21 protein-coding genes and 1 pseudogene are annotated in these 19,524 nt (G+C 62.0%); 9 read left to right on the top strand and 13 right to left on the bottom strand.

The window, feature by feature from the left end; translation table 11 throughout:
- Positions 1–131 precede the first annotated feature (131 nt).
- Entirely contained in the window at positions 132–1,541 is a 1,410-nt protein-coding gene (locus tag HX824_RS29015; protein ID WP_023658889.1) for an OprD family outer membrane porin, read from the top strand.
- 164 nt (positions 1,542–1,705) lie between these two features.
- Positions 1,706–1,939: a molybdopterin-binding protein gene (locus tag HX824_RS29010; protein WP_177055753.1), complete on the top strand. Its 234-nt coding sequence runs from the start codon at positions 1,706–1,708 to the stop codon at positions 1,937–1,939.
- On the opposite strand, the gene HX824_RS29005 is transcribed toward HX824_RS29010, so the two are convergent.
- The 3 genes from HX824_RS29005 to HX824_RS28995 form a co-directional block, all read right to left on the bottom strand.
- Positions 1,920–2,429 (bottom strand): cytochrome P460 family protein, encoded by a 510-nt coding sequence (locus HX824_RS29005; protein WP_003215197.1) that lies wholly within the window; start codon positions 2,427–2,429, stop codon positions 1,920–1,922. The genes HX824_RS29010 and HX824_RS29005 overlap by 20 nt on opposite strands.
- The gene (locus tag HX824_RS29000) at positions 2,429–3,469 is read right to left on the bottom strand and encodes an alpha/beta fold hydrolase (protein ID WP_003215199.1); all 1,041 of its coding nucleotides are present in this window, start codon (positions 3,467–3,469) and stop codon (positions 2,429–2,431) included. Before HX824_RS29000 ends, HX824_RS29005 begins: the two co-directional genes overlap by 1 nt.
- A gap of 133 nt (positions 3,470–3,602) precedes the next feature.
- Complete coding sequence (locus HX824_RS28995) at positions 3,603–4,130, bottom strand: GNAT family N-acetyltransferase (protein ID WP_008436356.1); 528 nt, start codon at positions 4,128–4,130, stop codon at positions 3,603–3,605.
- Between the two features lie 150 nt (positions 4,131–4,280).
- On the opposite strand from HX824_RS28995, the gene HX824_RS28990 reads away from it, so the two are divergent.
- Positions 4,281–5,408, top strand: a complete 1,128-nt coding sequence (locus HX824_RS28990; RefSeq protein ID WP_032899500.1) for a sensor domain-containing diguanylate cyclase — start codon at positions 4,281–4,283, stop codon at positions 5,406–5,408.
- 3 nt (positions 5,409–5,411) lie between these two features.
- Here the strand turns inward: HX824_RS28990 and HX824_RS28985 are convergent, their stop codons facing one another.
- The 7 genes from HX824_RS28985 to HX824_RS28955 all read right to left on the bottom strand — a co-directional run bounded on the left by HX824_RS28985 (position 5,412) and on the right by HX824_RS28955 (position 13,394).
- Entirely contained in the window at positions 5,412–7,088 is a 1,677-nt protein-coding gene (locus tag HX824_RS28985; RefSeq protein ID WP_177055752.1) for an ATP-binding protein, read from the bottom strand.
- A 140-nt stretch (positions 7,089–7,228) separates the two neighbouring features.
- Positions 7,229–7,648, bottom strand: a complete 420-nt coding sequence (locus HX824_RS28980) for an organic hydroperoxide resistance protein (RefSeq protein ID WP_087695064.1) — start codon at positions 7,646–7,648, stop codon at positions 7,229–7,231.
- 139 nt (positions 7,649–7,787) lie between these two features.
- Complete coding sequence (locus HX824_RS28975) at positions 7,788–8,645, bottom strand: CAP domain-containing protein (protein WP_003215212.1); 858 nt, start codon at positions 8,643–8,645, stop codon at positions 7,788–7,790.
- A gap of 81 nt (positions 8,646–8,726) precedes the next feature.
- Positions 8,727–10,052: an MFS transporter gene (locus HX824_RS28970; protein WP_008436370.1), complete on the bottom strand. Its 1,326-nt coding sequence runs from the start codon at positions 10,050–10,052 to the stop codon at positions 8,727–8,729.
- Between the two features lie 58 nt (positions 10,053–10,110).
- Positions 10,111–11,304: an L-2-hydroxyglutarate oxidase gene (gene lhgO / locus HX824_RS28965; RefSeq protein WP_177050575.1), complete on the bottom strand. Its 1,194-nt coding sequence runs from the start codon at positions 11,302–11,304 to the stop codon at positions 10,111–10,113.
- A gap of 106 nt (positions 11,305–11,410) precedes the next feature.
- Positions 11,411–12,121 (bottom strand): FadR/GntR family transcriptional regulator, encoded by a 711-nt coding sequence (locus HX824_RS28960; RefSeq protein ID WP_008436372.1) that lies wholly within the window; start codon positions 12,119–12,121, stop codon positions 11,411–11,413.
- A gap of 46 nt (positions 12,122–12,167) precedes the next feature.
- The gene (locus HX824_RS28955; protein ID WP_177055751.1) at positions 12,168–13,394 is read right to left on the bottom strand and encodes an MFS transporter; all 1,227 of its coding nucleotides are present in this window, start codon (positions 13,392–13,394) and stop codon (positions 12,168–12,170) included.
- A gap of 111 nt (positions 13,395–13,505) precedes the next feature.
- Here HX824_RS28955 and HX824_RS28950 point away from each other — a divergent pair, with 111 nt between their 5' ends.
- Together HX824_RS28950 and HX824_RS28945 are read left to right on the top strand one after the other, a co-directional pair.
- Positions 13,506–14,396 carry a LysR family transcriptional regulator gene (locus HX824_RS28950; protein ID WP_177055749.1) on the top strand — a complete coding sequence of 297 codons (891 nt, stop codon included), beginning with the start codon at positions 13,506–13,508 and terminating at the stop codon, positions 14,394–14,396.
- Positions 14,397–14,621: 225 nt separating this feature from the next.
- A complete protein-coding gene (locus HX824_RS28945) occupies positions 14,622–15,296 on the top strand; it encodes a GNAT family N-acetyltransferase (protein WP_134326721.1) in 675 nt (224 codons plus the stop codon).
- Here the strand turns inward: HX824_RS28945 and HX824_RS28940 are convergent.
- Positions 15,293–15,895, bottom strand: a complete 603-nt coding sequence (locus tag HX824_RS28940) for a TetR/AcrR family transcriptional regulator (RefSeq protein ID WP_003215225.1) — start codon at positions 15,893–15,895, stop codon at positions 15,293–15,295. The two genes, HX824_RS28945 and HX824_RS28940, sit on opposite strands and share 4 nt — an antisense overlap.
- 90 nt (positions 15,896–15,985) lie before the next feature.
- Here HX824_RS28940 and HX824_RS28935 point away from each other — a divergent pair, with 90 nt between their 5' ends.
- A complete protein-coding gene (locus tag HX824_RS28935) occupies positions 15,986–16,591 on the top strand; it encodes an NAD(P)H-dependent oxidoreductase (protein WP_177055747.1) in 606 nt (201 codons plus the stop codon).
- A 2-nt stretch (positions 16,592–16,593) separates the two neighbouring features.
- Here the strand turns inward: HX824_RS28935 and HX824_RS28930 are convergent.
- A pseudogene (locus HX824_RS28930) lies at positions 16,594–17,445 on the bottom strand (LysR substrate-binding domain-containing protein); the annotation flags it as partial.
- Positions 17,446–17,552: 107 nt separating this feature from the next.
- Between HX824_RS28930 and HX824_RS28925 the strand changes: the two are divergent.
- From HX824_RS28925 to HX824_RS28915, 3 genes are all read left to right on the top strand, one after another.
- Complete coding sequence (locus HX824_RS28925) at positions 17,553–17,831, top strand: carboxymuconolactone decarboxylase family protein (RefSeq protein ID WP_008436391.1); 279 nt, start codon at positions 17,553–17,555, stop codon at positions 17,829–17,831.
- A gap of 5 nt (positions 17,832–17,836) precedes the next feature.
- Positions 17,837–18,211 (top strand): tautomerase family protein, encoded by a 375-nt coding sequence (locus HX824_RS28920; protein ID WP_008436392.1) that lies wholly within the window; start codon positions 17,837–17,839, stop codon positions 18,209–18,211.
- A gap of 153 nt (positions 18,212–18,364) precedes the next feature.
- Positions 18,365–18,583 carry a hypothetical protein gene (locus HX824_RS28915; RefSeq protein WP_177009433.1) on the top strand — a complete coding sequence of 73 codons (219 nt, stop codon included), beginning with the start codon at positions 18,365–18,367 and terminating at the stop codon, positions 18,581–18,583.
- A gap of 528 nt (positions 18,584–19,111) precedes the next feature.
- Here HX824_RS28915 and HX824_RS28910 read toward each other — a convergent pair.
- Entirely contained in the window at positions 19,112–19,501 is a 390-nt protein-coding gene (locus HX824_RS28910) for a hypothetical protein (RefSeq protein ID WP_177055745.1), read from the bottom strand.
- Positions 19,502–19,524 lie beyond the last annotated feature (23 nt).

The raw sequence follows: 19,524 nt of genomic DNA, 5'->3' as shown, positions 1-19,524 counted from the left end.
TTCATCGGTACATGACAAAAATTTCACATTCTGCGCCATCGGCCCCATGCCACAATCCGCAGCGTTTGCAGGGCCGCAACGGTATTCGCTCGAAGGACAGTAAAAAAATAATGTTCACAGGGGCGCAGTAAATGAAACTCTCTACATTAGCGTTGGCCATCACGGCGGCTGTCCTTGCACAACACGCCAGCGCAGACGGCTTTGGTCTTGGCTCACTCGGCACGGGTGACGGCCATAGCGGCTTCCTCGAAGACAGTCATTCTTCGATCAGTTCGCGCACCATGTACTACAACGCCGACGTTCACTCCGGCACGGCGAACGATCTGCGGGAAGCGGCTCAAGTACTGCGTTTCGACTATAAATCCGGTTACACCCAGGGCACCGTCGGCGTAGGTTTCGACGTGATGGCTTTCGGCGCGTTGCGTCTGGACGGTGGCGATGGCCACGCAGCGGGCAATGGCCTGTCGGGTAACGGCAACAGCTTCTTCCCGGTGAAGAACAACGGCACCGAGCCTGCTGACAGCTTCGGTCGCGCAGCCGGCAACGTTAAATTCCGTATTTCCCAGACAGAATTGCACGTGGGCGGTGGCCTGGCCCCGATCCTGCCGATCCTGGTGTCCAACGACAGCCGTGCCGCGCCGCAGACCTTTGACGGCGGCATCCTGACTTCCAAGGACATTCCCAACGTCACCTTCACCGGTGGCGAGCTGAACAAGGCTGAAGGTCGTGCATCGAGCAACTCCACGGGCTTGAGCGTGGCCGGTGCCACTCGCGACAGCGACAGCTTCCGTTTCGGTGGTGTCGACTACCAGCCGTTTGGTTCTTCTGACAACGTCATCGCTAAAAACCTGACGTTGCAGTACTACTACGCCAACCTGGAAGACTTCTACAAACAGAACTATTTCGGCCTGGTCCACGTATTGCCGTTGGGCAATGACCAGTCGTTCAAGACCGACCTGCGTTATTTCGACAGCACCAGCGACGGCAAAAACGGTTCGGCCGGCTATGCGTTCAACAACAACGGCGGCTATGCCAAGCACGCCGGTGAAGTCGACAACAAAACCTACAGTGCTGCCTTCACCTATCAGTTGGGCGGCAGCCAGTTGATGCTCGGCCATATCGGCGTGAGTGATGACGGTGGCTTCGTCTGGGTCAACCAGGGCAGCATCGCCGATCCAACCGCCCAAGGCGCGGCCGGCTCCGACTTCTACCTGTTCACCGACGCGGTGGTTGGCCAGTTCTCCCGTGCGGGCGAGCAGGTCAATTTCGGTCAGTACCTGTATGACTTCAGAACCCTGGTGCCGGGCCTGAAAGCCTCGATTGCCTACCTGAACGGCAGCGACATCAAGGCCAAGGTTGCCGGTGGCAGCGATCAGTCGGAACGCGAAACCGATTTCCGTCTTGATTACGTCGTGCAGGAAGGCCCGCTGAAAGGCTTCGGTACTACGTTCCGTACCGGCAGCTACCACGGCCATAACACCGGCACCGCCGACCAGGATCAGACCCGCCTGATCTTCAACTACACCTACGCGCTGTTTTAATCAGTCGTCGGTAACTGCTCCAGATGAAGGCCGCCCATTGGGCGGCCTTCTTTATTGGCGTGGGGTTCCAGCCAGAGCAGGGCGCTACAGTTGTTTTTACACAAGGCAACGTTTAACCATGCGCGGCAATTCCCAACCTACAAGTCAAGACAAGAACCGTTTCCATGAAAGTCAGTGCACGCAACGTATTCAAAGGCCAGGTCAGCCAGGGCCAGCACGGCGCGGTCAATGCCGAAGTGGTGTTGACCCTGCCCGGCGGCGAGCAGTTGGCGGGCGGTTCGAAGGTGTTTTCCATCGTGACCCGCGACGCGGTGGCCGAGTTGGGCCTGAAGCCGGGCGTGAGCGCCACGGCGTTTGTTGTTGAAAAGGGCTATTGCGCTAAGGCGCCAGCCGGGTGAACACATAATCGTGGTTCTTCACCAGCGCCTGATGGCAGGCAAAGCACGTCTCATGCTGCGCCTGGTCCACCGGCTTGCCATTGATGAACCGTCCAAAGCCCCAGCCTCCGGTCGCTGCGTATTTCTTCGAGTCCTTGACCATGAACTGCACGGTGGTCGCCGCGCCGGGAATCGACGCGGTCTTGAACTCGGGCGATTGCACGTGCTTCCAGGCCAGTTTCGCCAGCACGGTGCCGTCGGGGAAGGGCAGCGTGCCGTCGCGGTACGCCTTGAGCGCCACTTTATTGCCCAGCACCACCCGCAGTTCATTCAGCGGGTCGGCTTCCTGGGCCGGCGCGATCAGCTCCCATTGACGGTAGCCGTCGGGAATGGTCACGCCGTAGATCGGCGAAGGCTCGCTGGTAGCCGGGCCGCCAAAGGCGAACCCGGTAGCGGTGGCCACCACGGCAGCTGTTGCAGCGACGAGTGCAGCAAGATGCAGGCGCTTCATCACAGGTGGTCCGCATCGATCACAGCCTTGGCAAAGGCTTGCGGTGCTTCCTGCGGCAGGTTGTGGCCGATGCCGCCGCTGATCAGCCGGTATTCGTACTTGCCGGTAAAGCGTTTGGCATAGTCCTCTGCGGCCGGGTGCGGCGCGCCGTTGGCGTCGCCTTCCATGGTGATGGTGGGTACGTTGATGGAGGGTGCAGTGGCCAGTTTCTGTTCCAGCGCAGCGTATTTTTTCTCGCCCTGCACCAGCCCCAGGCGCCAGCGGTAGTTGAAGATCGATACGGCGACGTGGTCGGGGTTGTCCAGGCCTTTGGCGCTGCGGTCGAAGGTGGCGTCGTCGAATGCCCATTTTGGCGAGGCGATCTGCCAGATCAACTTGGCGAAGTCGTGGGTGTTTTTCGCATAGCCGGCGGCGCCGCGATCGGTGGCGAAGTAGAACTGGTACCACCATTGCAACTCGGCCTTGGGCGGCAATGGGTTCTTGCCCGCGGCCTGGTTGCCGATCAGGTAGCCGCTGACCGATACCAGCGCCTTGACCCGCTCAGGCCACAACGCCGAGACGATGTCGGCGGTGCGCGCCCCCCAGTCATAGCCGCCGAGCACGGCCTGCTTGATCTTCAGCGCGTCCATGAAGTCGATCAGGTCGACGGCGAGGGCGGCCGGCTGGCCGTTGCGCAGGGTCTTTGCCGACAGGAAATGGGTATCGCCATAGCCGCGGGCGTAAGGCACCAGCACCCGGTAGCCCTGGGCAGCCAGCAGCGGCGCTACCTCGGAGTAGCTGTCAATGTCGTAGGGCCAGCCATGCAGCAGGATCACCACCGGGCCATCGGCCGGGCCGACTTCGGCGTAGGCCACATCCAGCAAGCCGGCTTTCACATGCTTCAACGGGCCGAGCGCGCTGTGGGCAGTTGCGCTGGCAGCCGCAGGTGCTTGCGCGTCCTGTGCACTGGCGACGCCGAGGGCACCGAACTGCAACAGCGCAAAGGCCAGCAGCGACGCGCCCATCAGGCGGCGGGGTGGGGTGTTCAACTGTGTGTGCATGGTGAGTCTCCGGCGGCGGGTGGTGTGCCTGGCTCACAGTTGAACGTAGTTGTGTATCCCGTCTGTTTCGAGAAAACCCGTGGGTTAAAGGTTTTGTATCGCAGCGGTGTTTGGACACACTGCGATACAAAGGTCAGAGGGCCCGCCGGGCCACATACACCAGGCTCGGCGCCTGACCGGGTACATCGTCCAGCTCATCGATGTACTGCATGCCGATTTTCTCCAGCACCTTGATCGACGCTGTATGCGCCGGACGCACCACGCCGTACACCTGCGGCTGGTCCAGTTCGACAAAGGCAAACTGCAACGCCGCCCTGGCAATCTCGGTTGCAAAGCCCTGGCCCCAGGCGCTGACCGCAAAGCGGTAGCCCAGGTTGATCCGCTCAACGTCGTTGTAGGGGTACAAGGTGATGCCACCAAAGCCGATCACGCGGTCCGGCGCCTCTTGTGTGGCAATCGCCCATTGGCCGAAACCATGTTCTGTCCAGTGCAGCAGCCAGCGAGCCAGGGCGGCCTCGGCTTGGCCCAGGTCCGTCAAGGGGCCCGCCGGGTTGTAGCGGTTGGTCTCGGGATCGCCATAAATGGCAAATACACTGGCCACATCGTCGGCCGCTGCGGGCCTGAGAATCAGGCGTTCGGTGGTAATCGGGTGGGTATTCATGGGTGGATTCTGATCCTTGGAGCGAGCGAGAAGGTGTTCACCTATATTTATCCTGCTTTCGGCGCTCTAGCACGCTTGATTCAGTTGTTAGGGCTACTGGCAGGATGCCACAATGGCACTTTGTCGCGGCAGTAAGATCAGGCGGACCAAATGAATGGCCTTGGGCGTGGGCAGGACCAGGATTGCTTCATCGAGGAGCAGGTACGAACAGATCGATTGCACCAGCTGTTTCGCCAGTCATTCTCTGCAGTGTTCGGCAGTTATATGGCGGCCGCCATGCTGTGCTGGCTGTGCTGGGAACGTTTTGATCACCGGGTAATGCTGGTCTGGCTGGTGGTATTGGCGGGGACGTCGTTGCTGCGGGTGTGGATGTTCATGGACTGGTTTCGCTGCCCCAACAGTGAACGCACCCCCGCGCGCTGGGAGCGGCGCTACTGGGTAACGCTGATGTTGTCGGCCGGGGTCTGGGGCATCGGCGCATTCGCCCTGATGCCCACCGACGACCGCCTGTCCCAGGCCCTGGTGATGTTGTTCACCGTGGGCATGTCGGTCAGCGCAGTCTCGTGTTATTCGGCCTATCGCTACATGACCCTGGTCTCCATGGGCCTGGTGCTGCTGCCGTGCACCCTGTGGCTGCTGTTTCAACCGTCGTCGATGCAAGTCGGCATGGCCCTGGCGGTGCTGGTGTTCTCTTCGTTTGTCGGTGGCGCCACGCGCAAGCTGTCGGATGCCCTGGAAAAAGCCTTTCGCCTGACCCGGCAAATGGAACGAGCCCACAACATCTCCGCCCGCGCCGCGCAAACCGACGAACTCACCGGCCTGATGAACCGCCGGGCGTTTTTCGAGCATGCGCAGTTGCTCTACGAACAGTGCCGGCATAACCAGCAGCCGTTGTGCGCGCTGATGATGGACATGGACCACTTCAAGGACATCAATGACACCTACGGCCACCAGGCCGGGGACCAGGTGCTGCGCCAGATCGGCGGGGTGATCAGCGCGTCGTTTCGCCAGGCCGATGTGTACGGGCGGCTGGGGGGCGAGGAGTTTGCGGTGTTGCTGCCGGATACGTCGCTGGAGACCGGGCGGGACATCGCCGAGCAGTTGATCAAGGCCATCGCCGGGCTGACCAGCGAGCCGGTCCAGGGGTTGACCGCCAGCCTCGGCGTGGCCTGGGCCCGCGCGGTGGACCAGGACCTGCACGGCCTGATGAACACCGCAGACAAGGCGCTGTACCGCGCCAAGGCCCTCGGGCGTAACCAGGTGGCCGTCGCGGAATAGGCCTCAGCCCTTGAGCAGCGCCTTGGCCAGCACCTGTGAGACCTGGTCGGCCGAGTAGGGCTTGGGCAGGAACACCAGGCCTTCATAGCCGCTTTCCGCCAGCTCCTCGCTGTAGCCCGAGGTCAGTACCACCGGCAGGCCGGGCCGGCGGCGTCGCAGTTCCCTGGCCAGGGCCACCCCGGTGATGCCGGGCATCACCACATCGGAAAACACTGCATCGAACCCCAACGCGTCTGCGCCGGCCAGTTCCAGCGCCTGTTCGGCATTGGTTGCCCAGGTGGTCTGGTAGCCGAGGTCCTGGAGGATCTGATTGGCAAAGCGGCCCACTTCCAGGTTGTCTTCCACCACCAGGATATGGCGCTGGGCGCATTCGGTGATCAACCCGCAGGTGTCCGGGGTGTCTCGTTGGAAGCTCTCTTCAGGTACCACTTGCGGCAAGTACAGGGTAAACACCGTGCCCTGGCCGACCTGGCTGGCCACATCGACGTTGCCGCCCGATTGCTTGGCGAAGCCGAACACCTGGGACAGTCCCAGGCCGGTGCCCTTGCCGACTTCCTTGGTGGTGAAGAAGGGTTCGAAGATGCGCTCGAACGTCTCCCCGGGAATCCCGCTGCCGGTGTCGGTGAGTGAAATGGCGATGAACGCCTGGCGTGAACCGGCGTCACCACGGATGCTCGGCAGTGCTTGATCGGCGTCCAGTCGCAGGGTCAAGCTGCCCTGGCCGTTCATCGCGTCCCGGGCGTTGAGGGCGATGTTGATCAGGGCGGTTTCAAACTGGCTGGAGTCGGCGCGGATGTAGCACGGCTGCCCGGGCAGTTCGACGTGCACATGAATCCGCGCGCCAGTCACCGTCTCAAGCATCTCGCCGATGTTTTTCACCCGCAGGCCTGCATCGAACACTTCCGGGTTCAGCGGCTGGCGCCGGGCAAATGCGAGCAACTGGCTGGTCAATTTGCCGGCCCGGTCCACGGTGTCGGTGACCGCGCTCATGTAGCGCTGGCGACGCTCTTCGGACAGGCTCGGCATCCGCAGGAAGTCGACGGATGAGCGAATGATGGTCAGCAGGTTGTTGAAGTCGTGGGCCACGCCACCGGTCAACTGGCCGATGGCTTCAAGCTTTTGCGATTGACGCAAGGCGGCTTCGGTCTGGGTCAGCAGGGTGGTCCTTTCGGTGACGCGCTGCTCCAGGCTTGCATTCAGCTCGGCCAGGCGCTGGGACAAAACCACGGTGGCGGTGGTTTCGGTCACGGTGTCGAGCATGCCGACCACCTTGCCCTGTACGTCGCGGATCGGGCTGTAGCAGAAGGTGAAGTACGCCTGCTCCGGCGCGCCGCCGCGTTCGATCGTCAGCGGGAAGTTTTCGATAAAGGTGGCTTCACCCGCGAAGGCGGCATCCGCGATCGGACTGATCTCGGGCCAGGCTTCCTGCCAGATCTCGTTGAATGGCCGCCCGAGGGCATCAGGCTTGTCGCCGAGAATCGGGATAAACCCGTCGTTGTAAAGCGTGATCAGCGCAGGCCCCCAGACGATCGCCTGGGGGAAACTGGAGGCAAGGCACAGGGCGACGGTGGTCTTCAGTACGTCCGGCCAGTGTTCCAAAGGCCCCAATGGCGTATTGGCCCAGTCGTGATGCCGGACCCGTTCGGCCATTTCGCCGCCGCCTTGCAGCCAGTTTGTCATTCGGTGAACGCCTTCTTGCCACGGTTCGCTGAGGTAGGGATGCCAAGCTACAGACATCCCGGGACTCAGCCAGTTCAGCGGGATTATCCACTAGATGGCACTTTAGTGTCTCGGCCGGATAATGCTTCGCTGAGCTCCCTTCAGGCCACCGTAATCGTTACCGCGATATTGCCGCGGGTGGCCTTGGAATACGGGCACGTCTGGTGGGCACGGTCCACCAGTGCCTGCGCCGCCGAGTGTTCGATACCCGGCAGGCTGACCCGCAGGCGCGCCTGTAGGTAATAGCCATCTTCCGGGCTGTTCACCAGGTCCACTTCGGCACTCACCGCCGTGTCGGCGGGCAGGCGGATGTGAAGGGTTTGTGCGGCTTTGCCCATTGCGCCGATAAAGCAGGCGGACCAGCCGGCACCAAACAGTTGCTCGGGGTTGGTGCCGGGCGCCTTGGAGCCGGGCGGCGACAGCTTGATGTCCAGGTGCAGGTCATCGCTGTGGGACGCGCCTTCACGCCCGCCGGTGGTGTGGGTTCTGCCGGTGTAGAGCACGGTGCTGTTCTGGGACATGACGGTTTCCTCGCAAGTGGCCCGGGGTGGGCCGGTGTGCACAGGAAACCGCGCCGGCGTATCCGCAATGTGTCATCGCCGGGGCCCTGCACCTCGCAGTGTGTCGCCTCGCCGGGAAGATACGTTGGGATACAAACCGTTATTGCTGCTGCACGCCAAACAAACCGGTCCAGTAGATGCCGGCATCACTTTTCGGGTCCATGGCGTAGGCGGCGCCCATTTCGCGGAACTGCGGGTTCATCAGGTTGGCACAGTGCCCGGGGCTGGCCAGCCAGCCGTCGACCACCTTGCGTGGGGTGTCCATGCCGGCGGCGATGTTCTCGCCGATCTGCTGGCCGATGTAGCCTGCCAGTTCAGCCCGGTCACCCGGGGTGCGGCCATCGTGGTCCAGGTGATCGAAGAAGTTGCCGTTGGCCATGTTGCGCGCGTGGCCGGCGGCGGCGTTGGCGAGTGCTTCGTTCCAGCTCAGGGGTGTGGTGGCGGCAAAGGCCTGGGCGCCACATTGGCGTGGTTGCTGGCGGGCGGTGTTGATCAGGTCGAGCACCTTCTTGCCTTCGGTCTGGGTCTCGCCCAGGCCGCTGGTCAGCAGCGGGCGGGCCAGCACGATGCGCCAGTCCTGGCCGCTGTTGCTCACGCCGATATCAATGAACTGCGGGTCGAGCACCACCCGGCAAAAACTTTCGCGCACGGCTTTCATCGCGGCTTCGGCGTTCCTGGGCCCGGACAGGCTGATGGCCTGGACGTTGACCATCGGGTACGCCGCTCGCGCCAGCGCCTGCTGCAAGTCGCCGACACTGTTGACCGGCAACACCAGCCGCGTGTCGCTGGCCAGCGGTGGCAATTCCTGGGAACCCTGGTTGCCGCAGCGCTGGACCTGGCTGCGGTATTGATTGATCGAGTCGACCAACAGGCTTTCTTCACCCGCCTGCGCCTGGGCGGTAAACACCAGACTGGCGGCCAGCGTCGTAAGACCCATCATCAATGACAGAACGCGCATGGACGTTTCCCTTGAGCTTGAAAGTGCCCATGATGCGCGATGAAGGGGCATCCATGCACCCGTTGGTCCGAACTTTTTGCCTCAGTTCTTGAATGCCGAGTGTTTACGGCCCTGATCGCACAAGGCGAACACCACCACCAGCAGGGACGAGATCGCGAGGATTATCACAACGCCATCAGTGGAGTGAGTGGCCGACGCCGCCACCATCGACAACGCCCCTAATGGCGCCAGGCCACCTGCGATCGCGGTGCCGATTTCCCGCCCGGTGCCAAAGCCCGAGGAGCGGGTCTGGGTCGGGAACTGGCGGCTCAGGAACGAACCCTGCGGCGCAAACATCATCGGCGCGAGGATGCCGGTGCCCACGCCAATGGCGACGTAGATCATCAGGCTTTCACCGGTATTGAGCAGCGCAAGGAACGGGTAGGCAAACAGCAGCGACAGCAGGCCGCCGAGCATCAGCACGGTCTTGCTGCTCCACTTGTCGCACAACCAGCCGAAGCATGGCACGGCGACGATGGCGATCAGGCTGGCAATGGTCACCGACAGCGACGTGACGTGCACATCGACACCCTTGAACTGGGTGAGGTAAGCCAGGGAAAAGGTCTTGAAGATGTAGCTCAACGCGTTGTAGCCAATCGCCACGAAGAACACCACGGCCAGGCCCTTGAGGTCGTTCTTGAACAGCGCCTTGAGCGGCGACGCCTTGGCCTTTGCGGTTTCCTTGCTCAGTTCCTTGAATTCCGGGGTTTCCGGGATGCTGTTGCGCACCCACAGGCCCACACCCACCAGCGCGATGCTGCAAATGAACGGAATCCGCCAGCCGCCGGCCAGCAGGAATTCATTGCCGTTGATGGTCAGCAGGTACACGGTCAGCGAAGACAGCAGCAAGCCCAGGTTCAGCCCGAGCGCCGGCCATGCACCCTGGCTGCCGCGCTTGCCTTCTGAGGCGTGCTCGTAGGAGGTAACCGCCGCGCCGGACAGTTCGGCACCGGCCCCCAGGCCCTGGATGATGCGGATAAACACCAGCACGATCGGCGCCCAGATGCCGATGGAGGCGTAGCTGGGGATCAGCCCGATCAACGTGGTGCACACGCCCATCATGCAGAAGGTCAGCACCAGCACTTGTTTACGCCCGAACTTGTCGCCCAGGTAGCCAAACAGAATGCCGCCGAACGGGCGCGCGATGAAGCCGATGGCAAAGGTGGAAAACGCCATCAGCGTAGCGGCTTTCGGGTCGCTGTTATCGAAGAAAATCTTCGAGAACACAATCGCCGCCATGGTGGCGTACAGGTAAAAGTCATACCACTCCAGCATCGAACCGAAGATCGTCGCGGCCGCGACTTTGCGCAGGCGTTTCCTGGTTTGCTCGGGGGTTTCAACGTCCGGGGTGCGGGCTGTAGCCGTCATTCTGTACTTCCTTATGAGTCATTATATTTATTGTCAAAGTGAGGCGTGGTGCGGTGCGTCAGTGGGGCTTGAACATGCGGTCGGCGATCATCGAGCCGATGGGAATCGCGGAGGTGGCAGCGGGTGAGGGCGCATTGCACACGTGGAGCATTCGCGGGGTCTGGGCGAACAGGAAGTCGTGCACCAGGGTGCCGTCGCGCATCACGGCCTGGGCGCGGATGCCGGCTTCATAAGGCAGCAGGTCTTCGATGTTGAGCGATGGGCAGTACTTGCGGCACTGCTCCAGGTAGCCGGACTTGAACAGCGAGTTCTTCATCTCGACGCTGCCCGAACCGAGGTTCTGCCAGATGGTTTTCCAGAAACCCGGGAAGCTCGCGTACTGCGCCACGTCGCGCCAGTTCACCGAGAATTTGCGGTAGTTCTCGCGACCCAGGCCGAGTACGGCATTCGGGCCAACGGTGACGCTGCCGTCGATCATGCGGGTCAGGTGCACGCCGAGGAAGGGCAGCTCCGGGTCGGGAATCGGGTAGATCAGGTGGTTGACGATGGTGTTCTTCGATTCCGGCAAGCGGAAGTATTCGCCACGGAACGGGATGATCTGGTGGTCGATCTTGACGCCGGCCATCACGGCCAGGCGGTCCGATTGCAAACCTGCACACACCACCAGATGCCTGGCCTGCCAGCTTTCGCCCCGGGTGCTGACGGTGACTTTGTCGGTGTCCTCGACGATCGCAGTGACGGTGCGTTCCAGGCAGATTTCCCCGCCAGCGCGACGAATTACCCGGGCCATGGTTTCGCAGACTTCGCGGTAATCGACAATGCCGGTGGCGTCGAGAAACAGCCCGCCCAGCCCGACGATGTTCGGTTCGCGCTGGCGCAACTGGTCGGCGTCCAGGCGTTCGACTTTCATGCCGTTGAGCTGCGAGCGGGCGTACAGCGCTTCCATCCGTTGTACTTCCAGATCAGTCGAGGCCACCAGCAACTTGCCGCACACCTCGAACTTGATCCCGTGCTCGGTGCAGAACTGCTTCGTGGCTTCGGCGCCGCGTTTGCACAAGTCGGCCTTGAGGCTGCCCGGCGCGTAGTAGATGCCGGCATGGATCACGCCGCTGTTATGGCCGGTCTGGTGCTTGGCCAGCAGGCTTTCCTTCTCCAGGATCACCAGCGAGGCGGTGGGCTGGCGCTTGAGCAACTCCATCGCGGTGGCCAAACCGACGATGCCGCCGCCGATGATGCAAAAGTCATAAATCATTGTTTTGGGTACCTACGCATTTCAGTCTGCTTATCAGGTTGTCAGACTAATGGTTTTGTTAAAAAAACAGCGCGCCATCGGCACGCTTTAAAAGGGTTCGGATCGGTTAATTGATAGCGGGCAGTTCCAGATGCAGGCGCCTTGCTGCGGCGCGCAAGTGAGCCTCGGCACAGGCGGCGGCGCCTTGGGCATCACCGTCGACGATGGCCTGGTAGAGCGCGGTGTGTTCCTGGGTGGCATCGGCCGAGCCGCTGACAAAGCGGGTGGCGGAGTTTTCCCAGGCGGTCTTGCGGGCGCTGGCCAGTTGGCTTCTGAGGAAGTCATGGAAGGCCACGAAATAGTCGTTCTTGCTGGCCTCGGCGATGGCGCGGTGGAATTCCACATCGGCCAGGGCGGCGGCGTCGAAGTCGGCGCGTTTGTCGTGCATTTCCTGCAGGGCGGTCTTCATGCGCTGCAGGTCGGCGGCGTCGCGGCGTTGGGCGGCAATCGAGGCGGCCTGGGTTTCGATCCACAGGCGCACTTCGAACATTTGCGCCAGGTCCGGGCGGCGACCGTTTTTTTCCGGGAAGCGGAACACGGTGCCGGCCGGGGTTTGCGAGATAAATGAGCCCAGGCCACGCCGCGCAGTCAGTACGCCATCGGCCTTGAGCTGGGCAATCGCTTCGCGCACCACCGAACGGCTGACATTGAGTTGTTCAGCCAGTTGCTGTTCGGTGGGCAGGCGCGCTTCGGGCGCCAGTTGGCCGGAGTCGATTTCTGCACGAATGGCGCTGACAACGCGCATAACGAGCGAATCAGGGCGCTGGAGCTCAAGCATGGGAAAACCTTGGTAATCAGGTTGTCAGACAATAGTCGTTACGATTTTACCTTGTCAAGGCAGCTGTGGTGCCGAGGCGGGTGCGCAGGGCCAGGAAAAGACCTGCACCAATCAGTGCCAATGCCACGCCGAACGTGGCTTGCATCCCACTTCCCACGTCGCCGGGAGTGGCCGTGGAGAGGTCACCTGAAACCTGCGAAAACACTGCGCCCAAGGCCGAAGCCCCGGCGATCAGGCCCAGATTGCGCGACAGATTAAGCAAGCCGGCGATCACGCCACGGCGGTCTGCCAGTACGTCGCTCATCACGGCGGTGTTGTTGGCGGCTTGAAACTGGGCGTAGCCGAGGGTGAGGATGATCAGCGGGGCGATGTACCCGGCAACCCCAAGGTTCAGCGGCGCCAGGGAGAGCAGCAGGCACCCCGCCAGCATCGCCAGCAGCCCGGCGATGGTCATCGGGCCGCAGCCGAAACGGTCGGTCAAACGTCCCGCAGGGATGCCCGTCAATGCCGAAACGCAGGGCCCGACTGCCATTGTCAGGCCCATCCAGGCAGGGTCGAGGCCTGCACCGTGGGTCAGGTAGAAGGGCCCGACCACCAAGGTCGCCATCATCACTGCCGATACCAGCGCGCTCATGGCCAGGCCAGCGCTTAGCGTTGAATCCCGTAAAGTCGACAAGAAACTGAACCCGGATTGCGCGGGCTGTAGCCCATGGCGGTCGACGCGCAGATAGCGCCGGGCGAGGGCAAATGTCAGCAAACCCAGCGGCACGGTGATGAAAAACAGCGCGCGCCAGCCAAACCCCGCGATCAACACCCCGCCAAGGCTTGGCCCCAGCGCGGTACCCATGGCCGACATCGTGCCCAGCAACCCCATGGCGCGGCCGGTGCGTTCCTTGGCCACGGTCTCGCCCACCAGCGCCATGGTCATCGCCATCATGATCGCCGCGCCCAGGCCTTGCAGGGCGCGGGCCGCAATCAACAGCCCGAGGGACGGAGCCATGCCGCACAGGGCCGAGGCAACGGTGAAAAGCAACAACCCGGCCAAGAGCAGGCGGCTGCGGCCCATCAGGTCGCCCAGTCGCCCGACGCTGACGATCACCGCGGTAATCGCCAGCAAGTAGGCGAGCACCACCCACTGCGCCGCCTGGAACGATGCATCAAACGCCTGCACCAGGCTCGGCAGGCCGACGTTGGCGATGCTGGTGCCCAAGGACGCCAGCAACATGGACAGTGACAGGGCGACGAGAGCGCCACGGGGTGCAGGTGATTTCATCAAGAGGCTCCAGGGTTTGACCGCTGTCAGAAATCTACGCCGTCACCTAACATGGCGGAAGGCGCAGCATTTGCACTTTATACGTGCGCCAAACGCCCTATGAGGTATGCCGTGTCGACACCTGATTTCAATCTGCTGGTCACCCTGGATGTGTTGCTCGCCGAAGGCAGCGTCGCCCGTGCCGCTCAATGCTTGCGCCTGAGCCCGTCGGCGATGAGCCGGGCGCTGGCGCGACTTCGGGAAACCACCGGCGATCCGTTATTGGTCCGTGCCGGCCGCGGCCTGGTACCCACGCCGCGCGCTCTGGCGTTGCGCGAACAGGTCAGTCAGTTGGTGCAGGACGCCGAAGCGGTGTTGCGACCCGCTGCGACGCTGGATGTGAGCCAACTGGTACGCACCTTCACCTTGCGCACCAGCGACGGATTTGTTGAAAACTTCGGCCCGGCGCTGTTGACGCGGATCGCCCGGGAAGCGCCTGGCGTGCGGTTGCGCTTCGTGCACAAGCCGGACAAAGGCAGTACGCCGCTGCGCGATGGCAGTGTCGACCTGGAAACCGGCGTGGTCGACAGCAGCGCCAGCCCCGAGGTGCTGACCCAGGCGCTGTTCCGCGACCGGTTTATCGGCGTGGTGCGCAAGGGCCATCCGCTCAGCCAGGGCGAAGTCACGCCGCAGCGCTTCGCCGAAGGCCAGCACATCTACGTGTCCCGGCGCGGCCGTGATCAGGGCCAGATCCATCAAGCCCTTGAAGCGCTCGGGCTGACCCGGGACGTGGCGACCATCGTCGCTGGCTTCTCGACCGCCCTGGCCCTGGCCCGCAGCACCGACCTGATCGCCAGCGTGCCGGAGCGGCATACCGCCAACCTGCACAGCGACCTCTTCCGCTTTGCGCTGCCGTTCGTGTTCCCGGACTTCACCGTCTCGATGCTCTGGCACCCGCGCCTGGACGCCGACCTGGCCCATCGCTGGCTGCGCGGTTGCCTGCGGGAGGTATGTGCGCAATGAGCCGAGCAGCCCCCTTGTGGCGAGGGAGCTTGCTCCCGCTGGGCTGCGAAGCAGCCCCAAAACCTGCATCCTGTTTCCCGCGAAAAGAACGCGGCGCGCTTAATGGGGCTGCTACGCAGCCCAGCGGGAGCAAGCTCCCTCGCCACAATGGGTGCTTGCGGGTCCACGGCGGCCCTTCAGCAGGTACAATCCGCCGGGCCTTAAAATGAAACACCAGGAATTCAAATGTTCAGCCTTACCCATTACGAAACCCCATGCCCCGAGCCGATCAACGCGCAGATCCTGCAGATGGTGGTCGACTACCTGACGGACATCAGCATGGTCGCCATCCCGCCAAGCAATCTGCTGTACAACGTCTACCAGTACGCCATCGGCTACGAGGTGCACCTGTACCTGGAAGCGCTGGGCGGGTCCAAGGGCATTGCGGTGGAATTGATCGTCGCGCTGGACGCGCAGGAGCAGGTGATCGGCTTCCTGCTGTACCTGCCGGTGAAGGACGATCCCGAGGCGTGCGGCGTGGCTTACATGGCGGTGCACGCCAGCCATCGGCGCAAAGGCGTGGCGCGGGCGATGATGCAGGACATGCTCGCTCGCTACCCGCATGCCGAACTGACCTGCGCAGTGGAGAAGGTCCCGGCGTTCGAGTCCATGGGCTTTCAACTGCGCGGCGTGCGCGGTACCCAGGTGCTGATGAACACCCGCGACTACAGCACTGACGGTCTGATGGGTTTGCTGGATGTGGCGTCGATCTACAGCTCGCTGGAGGTGCGACAGATCCACACTTATCTCCTGCAAAAACACGGTAAGCGGGCGATGATCGATGCGGAAAAACAACGTGATCGTCACTTCGACCAAATGACCCACAAGGCCCGGATGTTTGTGCACGCAAGGCTGGGCTAACGCGCTCCTCGACTCACCATCGACTTGATGCTCGCAAACAGCTCCTCTTGCGCCTCCAGCGGGCTGATCTCCCCGCTGGCCGCAGCATGGGACAAGGCGTCCGCCGCGCCCAGCATTGCGCGTAAACCGGGCTGGCCAATCACACCGTCCACGGCAAAGGGGGAGAGGGCATCGCGACACTTGCCAAGGAAAATTGCGTCGTACTCACGCTTGATGGTCTCCAGTTCCGGGCTGCCGGCCAAAGCAGCAATCACCCCCGGAATTTCACGCCCTTGTAGCAACACACAATCGACGTAGCACGAGGCGATGACCCACGCGCGGTCGTCCAGGGTGGGTTCGCTGGCCTCGATTGCGGCGGCAAATACCTGGTTCTGACGGGCGTCGAAATCTTCATACAGCGCGGCCAACAGCCCCGCGCGATCGCCAAAATGGTCATACACCACCGGCTTTGTAACGCCGGCCAACTCAGCCAGATGCCCCAGGGTCAGGGCATCGGTGCCTTCTTCTCGCACCAGTTGCCAGGCCACGTCGAGCAGCTGGCGCAACCGGTCATCCCGGGACAAGCGGCGGCGAGGGGCAGGGGATTGATCGCTTGACATGCTTATATACCAAAAGTAACTTACCAACGGTAACTTAGCTCAAGCCTACTCAATTTGCCTTCTCATCGCTACCCCGACGGAGTCACTGCCATGCACGCGCTGATCGTTGTTGCTCACCACGACTCACACTCCCTGACCCACAGCCTCGCCAAACAGGCGGCTGCCGGCATAACCGCCGCCGGCCACACCTTTGAAATCGCCGACCTCGCCGCTGAAGGTTTCGACCCGCGTTACAACGCCGCCGACCATAAAGTGCATCGCACCCGCGCCACGCCGCCGGCCGACGTACTGGCCGAACAGGCCCGACTCGACCGCGCCGACGCCTTGGTGCTGGTGTTCCCGATCTTCTGGTGGTCGATGCCGGCCTTGCTCAAGGGCTGGATCGACCGGGTATTCGTCAACGGTTGGGCGATCGACTACAGCCTTGAGACGAAGGTGGTGAAAAAACTCGGCCACTTGCAGGTGCACTTACTGGGCGTTGGCGGGGCGGACGAAGGGGTGTTTGAACGCCACGGCTATGCCGACGCCATGCGCACGCAAATCGACCATGGGATCTTTGATTACTGCGGTGCGAAAGTGCTGACATCCGAGCTGCTGCTGGACTCGGAAAGCGGCGCTGCCGAACAGCATCTGGAGACGGCGGCGAAGTTGGGGCGACAACTGTTCGTCACCCTGCAACCCTTCGAAACCGCCTGAACCAGGCTGCTCTGTATGAGCGCTGCCAGCTGTGCGACCGCAGCGCCTGGCGCTGGATGGCTGCAATGCAATTCATAGCCAAGGGACGGCACCGGCGGCAGACCGTCGAGTACACGCAGGTGCGCAGGCAAACCGATACGGGTGCGCAAGGTCACACCCAACCCGGCATCGACCGCCGCCCAGATCCCACCCACGCTGGGGCTGGTCAAGGCAATGCGCCAGGCAATGCCGGCGCGGTCCAGGGCTTCGGTGGCGGCGCTGCGCAATACGCAGGGTGCCTCGAACATCACCAGCGGCAGCGGCGCGTCCTCGGCGCGCGGTAGTTGGGGTTTGTCCCGGGGCCCGATCCAGTGCATGGGTGTTTGCCCCAGGCGGGTGCGGCAGGACGATGTCTGACCGGTTTCCCAGGTCAGCGCCAGGTCCAGGCTCGCGCTGTCGATCAGGGTCAACAGCTCGGCATTGCGGCCTATCCGCACTTCAAGGCTGATCATCGGATAAAGCCTGGCGAAGCGCCGCAGGATGTCACTGAGCACATGCTCGCCGAAATCCTCCTGCAAACCGAGGCGCAAAGTGCCTGCGGTTTGGGTTTCGTTAAGGCTGCTGAAGACAGTGTCATTGAGGTCCAGCAACCGCCTGGCGTGGCCGAGCAGCGCTTCACCCACCGGCGTCAGCACCAGCCCGCGCCCGGATTTGCTCAGCACCGGCGTGCCGACCTGTTCTTCGAGTTTCTTTAATTGCGCGCTGACGGCTGAGGTCGAACGGCCCAGGCGATCCGCCGCCTTGGCAAAGCTGTTCAGCTCGACGCCGGTGACGAAGGTGCGCAGTACATCAAGGTCGAAGGTGGGGCGGCGCATTGAATGGTCCATTAAAATGGGATGGTGGATGCTATTAAATCTGATATTCGGAATGATCCTGGCTTGCTAGTTTTTGCCCGTCAACTGAATTGTCGGAGCGAGCGTCCATGAGCAACAAATTTACCGAGCTGACCCGCGACGTGCTGTTCGCCGATATCTGGGAGCGCGAGGGCCTGTCGCCCAGGGAGCGCAGCCTGATCACCGTGGCGGCACTGGTGGCGATGTACCGTCTGGAGCAACTACCGTTTCACTTGCAGCGGGCGGTTGGCAATGGCTTGAGCGTCGAGGAACTGGGTGAAGTCATCACTCACCTGGCGTTTTACTCCGGCTGGCCGACAGCGGCGTCGGCGCTGAACCTGTTGGCAGCCATCCATCCTGCGGAGTAACCACCATGCCTTACGCCCGAATCTCCCTGCACCGCGGGAAATCCCCTGAGTATCTGCAAGCACTTTCACAGGGATTGCATGACGCTCTGGTTGAAAGCTTCAAGATTCCTGACGCGGATCGCTTCCACGTGATCCACCAGCACGAAATTGGCGAGATGATCATCGACCCCAACTATTTGGGCGGCCCGCGCAGCCACGACTATGTACTCATCGCGATCACGGGCGGTAAACCTCGTGATACCGAGACCAAACGGCGGTTTTACCAGGTGTTGGTGGAGCGGCTGGAGGCTGCGATTGGGCTGAGCCCTGAGGATGTGATGGTGGTGATTACGACGACGGCGGCGGATGAGTGGTCGTTTGCGGGGGGAAGAGGGAATTAGTAGCACGGGCGTACTTTTCCAATTGGAATGATTGCCCACAAGGTATGGAGAGGTGATCGGGAAATGTCAGTCTGGAAAGGAGGACCTTTCTGACAACCTTTCAGGCGGCTCAGTCTTACTCTTTGCGTTCTCGTGGAATCCAGGAGTAAAGGAATGACTTCCAGCGTCTTGAAGGACGGTTTTCCAGCTGCTTATCGCACCACCCGCGAACGGATCGAAGGCAGTATCGACCTCGGCCGGTTGTTTGCCGCGATCGATGCTGACCCGGCGATTGCGGGGGCAGGAGTGGGTGCAACCATGAGTGTCATAGGCAGCGGCGTCTCCGGGAATATCGGGACATTGGCCATCGGCCTATACGAAGAGTTTGAATGATGGAATTGAGGCATTCACGTCAGGCCTTTCTGGCTCGGTATGGCCCGGTTTTTATTGGTGCTTTTTTTTGCGCGCTTCTTGCGCTTGTTATGGCGAGCGCGCTTTTGGGCAGCACCTATCTACATCGGATTTCTGGTTACCGCAATTACTCGGGTCTTGATATGGGCGTAATGTCAGTGATCTTGTCGGTGGGAAATGCTCTTGTTGTGCGAGGGCGAGCGTGGGGAGTCTGGATAATGGTTGGCTGTTGTGTGCTGAGCTTTTCTGCGGTGATGTTCACTATCAGCCACACACCAGATCTTTTTACTTTCTCGACAGGGCTTTTGTTCTCGCTTCTAGGCCTCTACCTCCTGAATACTAAACGCCACCGCCAAATGCGCGCAGAACTCGTTCTACTTCGCCACGAACGCAAGCGTTACAAAGCCGGTTTTCGGCCCCCGCGTACTCAGGAGATGGCCCAGGCTCGCCTCGAATACCAACAGGCCCGCAGACTCAAGCGAGAAAATCGCCGCAAATGGAAGGCGGCCCTCAACCCTCGCGAAACAAGTCATGAGCATCCAGCAACCGATACGCAATCTCCGGGCGCTTCTCCATGCCCTTGCGAATCGCCGCCGGAATCGACTGCCGGGTCTTGCGACACAACCCCGGCAAGTCATCGATAGCGATCTGAATCCCGCGCATCGTCTTCACTTCCGTATGGCCCGGCGCGATATGCACGCGAATGCCCAGTTGCTGGTACATCAGCTGTTGCATGCGCTCAAGGTCGGGCAGGCTTTGCAGGTTTTCGAGGCGTTCGAGCAGGCGTTTTTCTTCCTGGCGCGTCAGGTGCAGGATGCGTGCATCGGCGCCGGGAAGGTCGAGCAGTTGCTCACGATTGCAGTCGCAGACGCCGGGTGGGCAGGGTTGGCGAATCGTCATGCAGTCTCCCTCCCGTTACCGGC

Origin of the sequence: Pseudomonas sp. D4002 (assembly GCF_013385665.1) — a bacterium.
Lineage (GTDB): Bacteria > Pseudomonadota > Gammaproteobacteria > Pseudomonadales > Pseudomonadaceae > Aquipseudomonas.
Note: the sequence above shows the minus strand (reverse complement) of the source record. Positions and strands in the feature narration are given on the sequence as shown.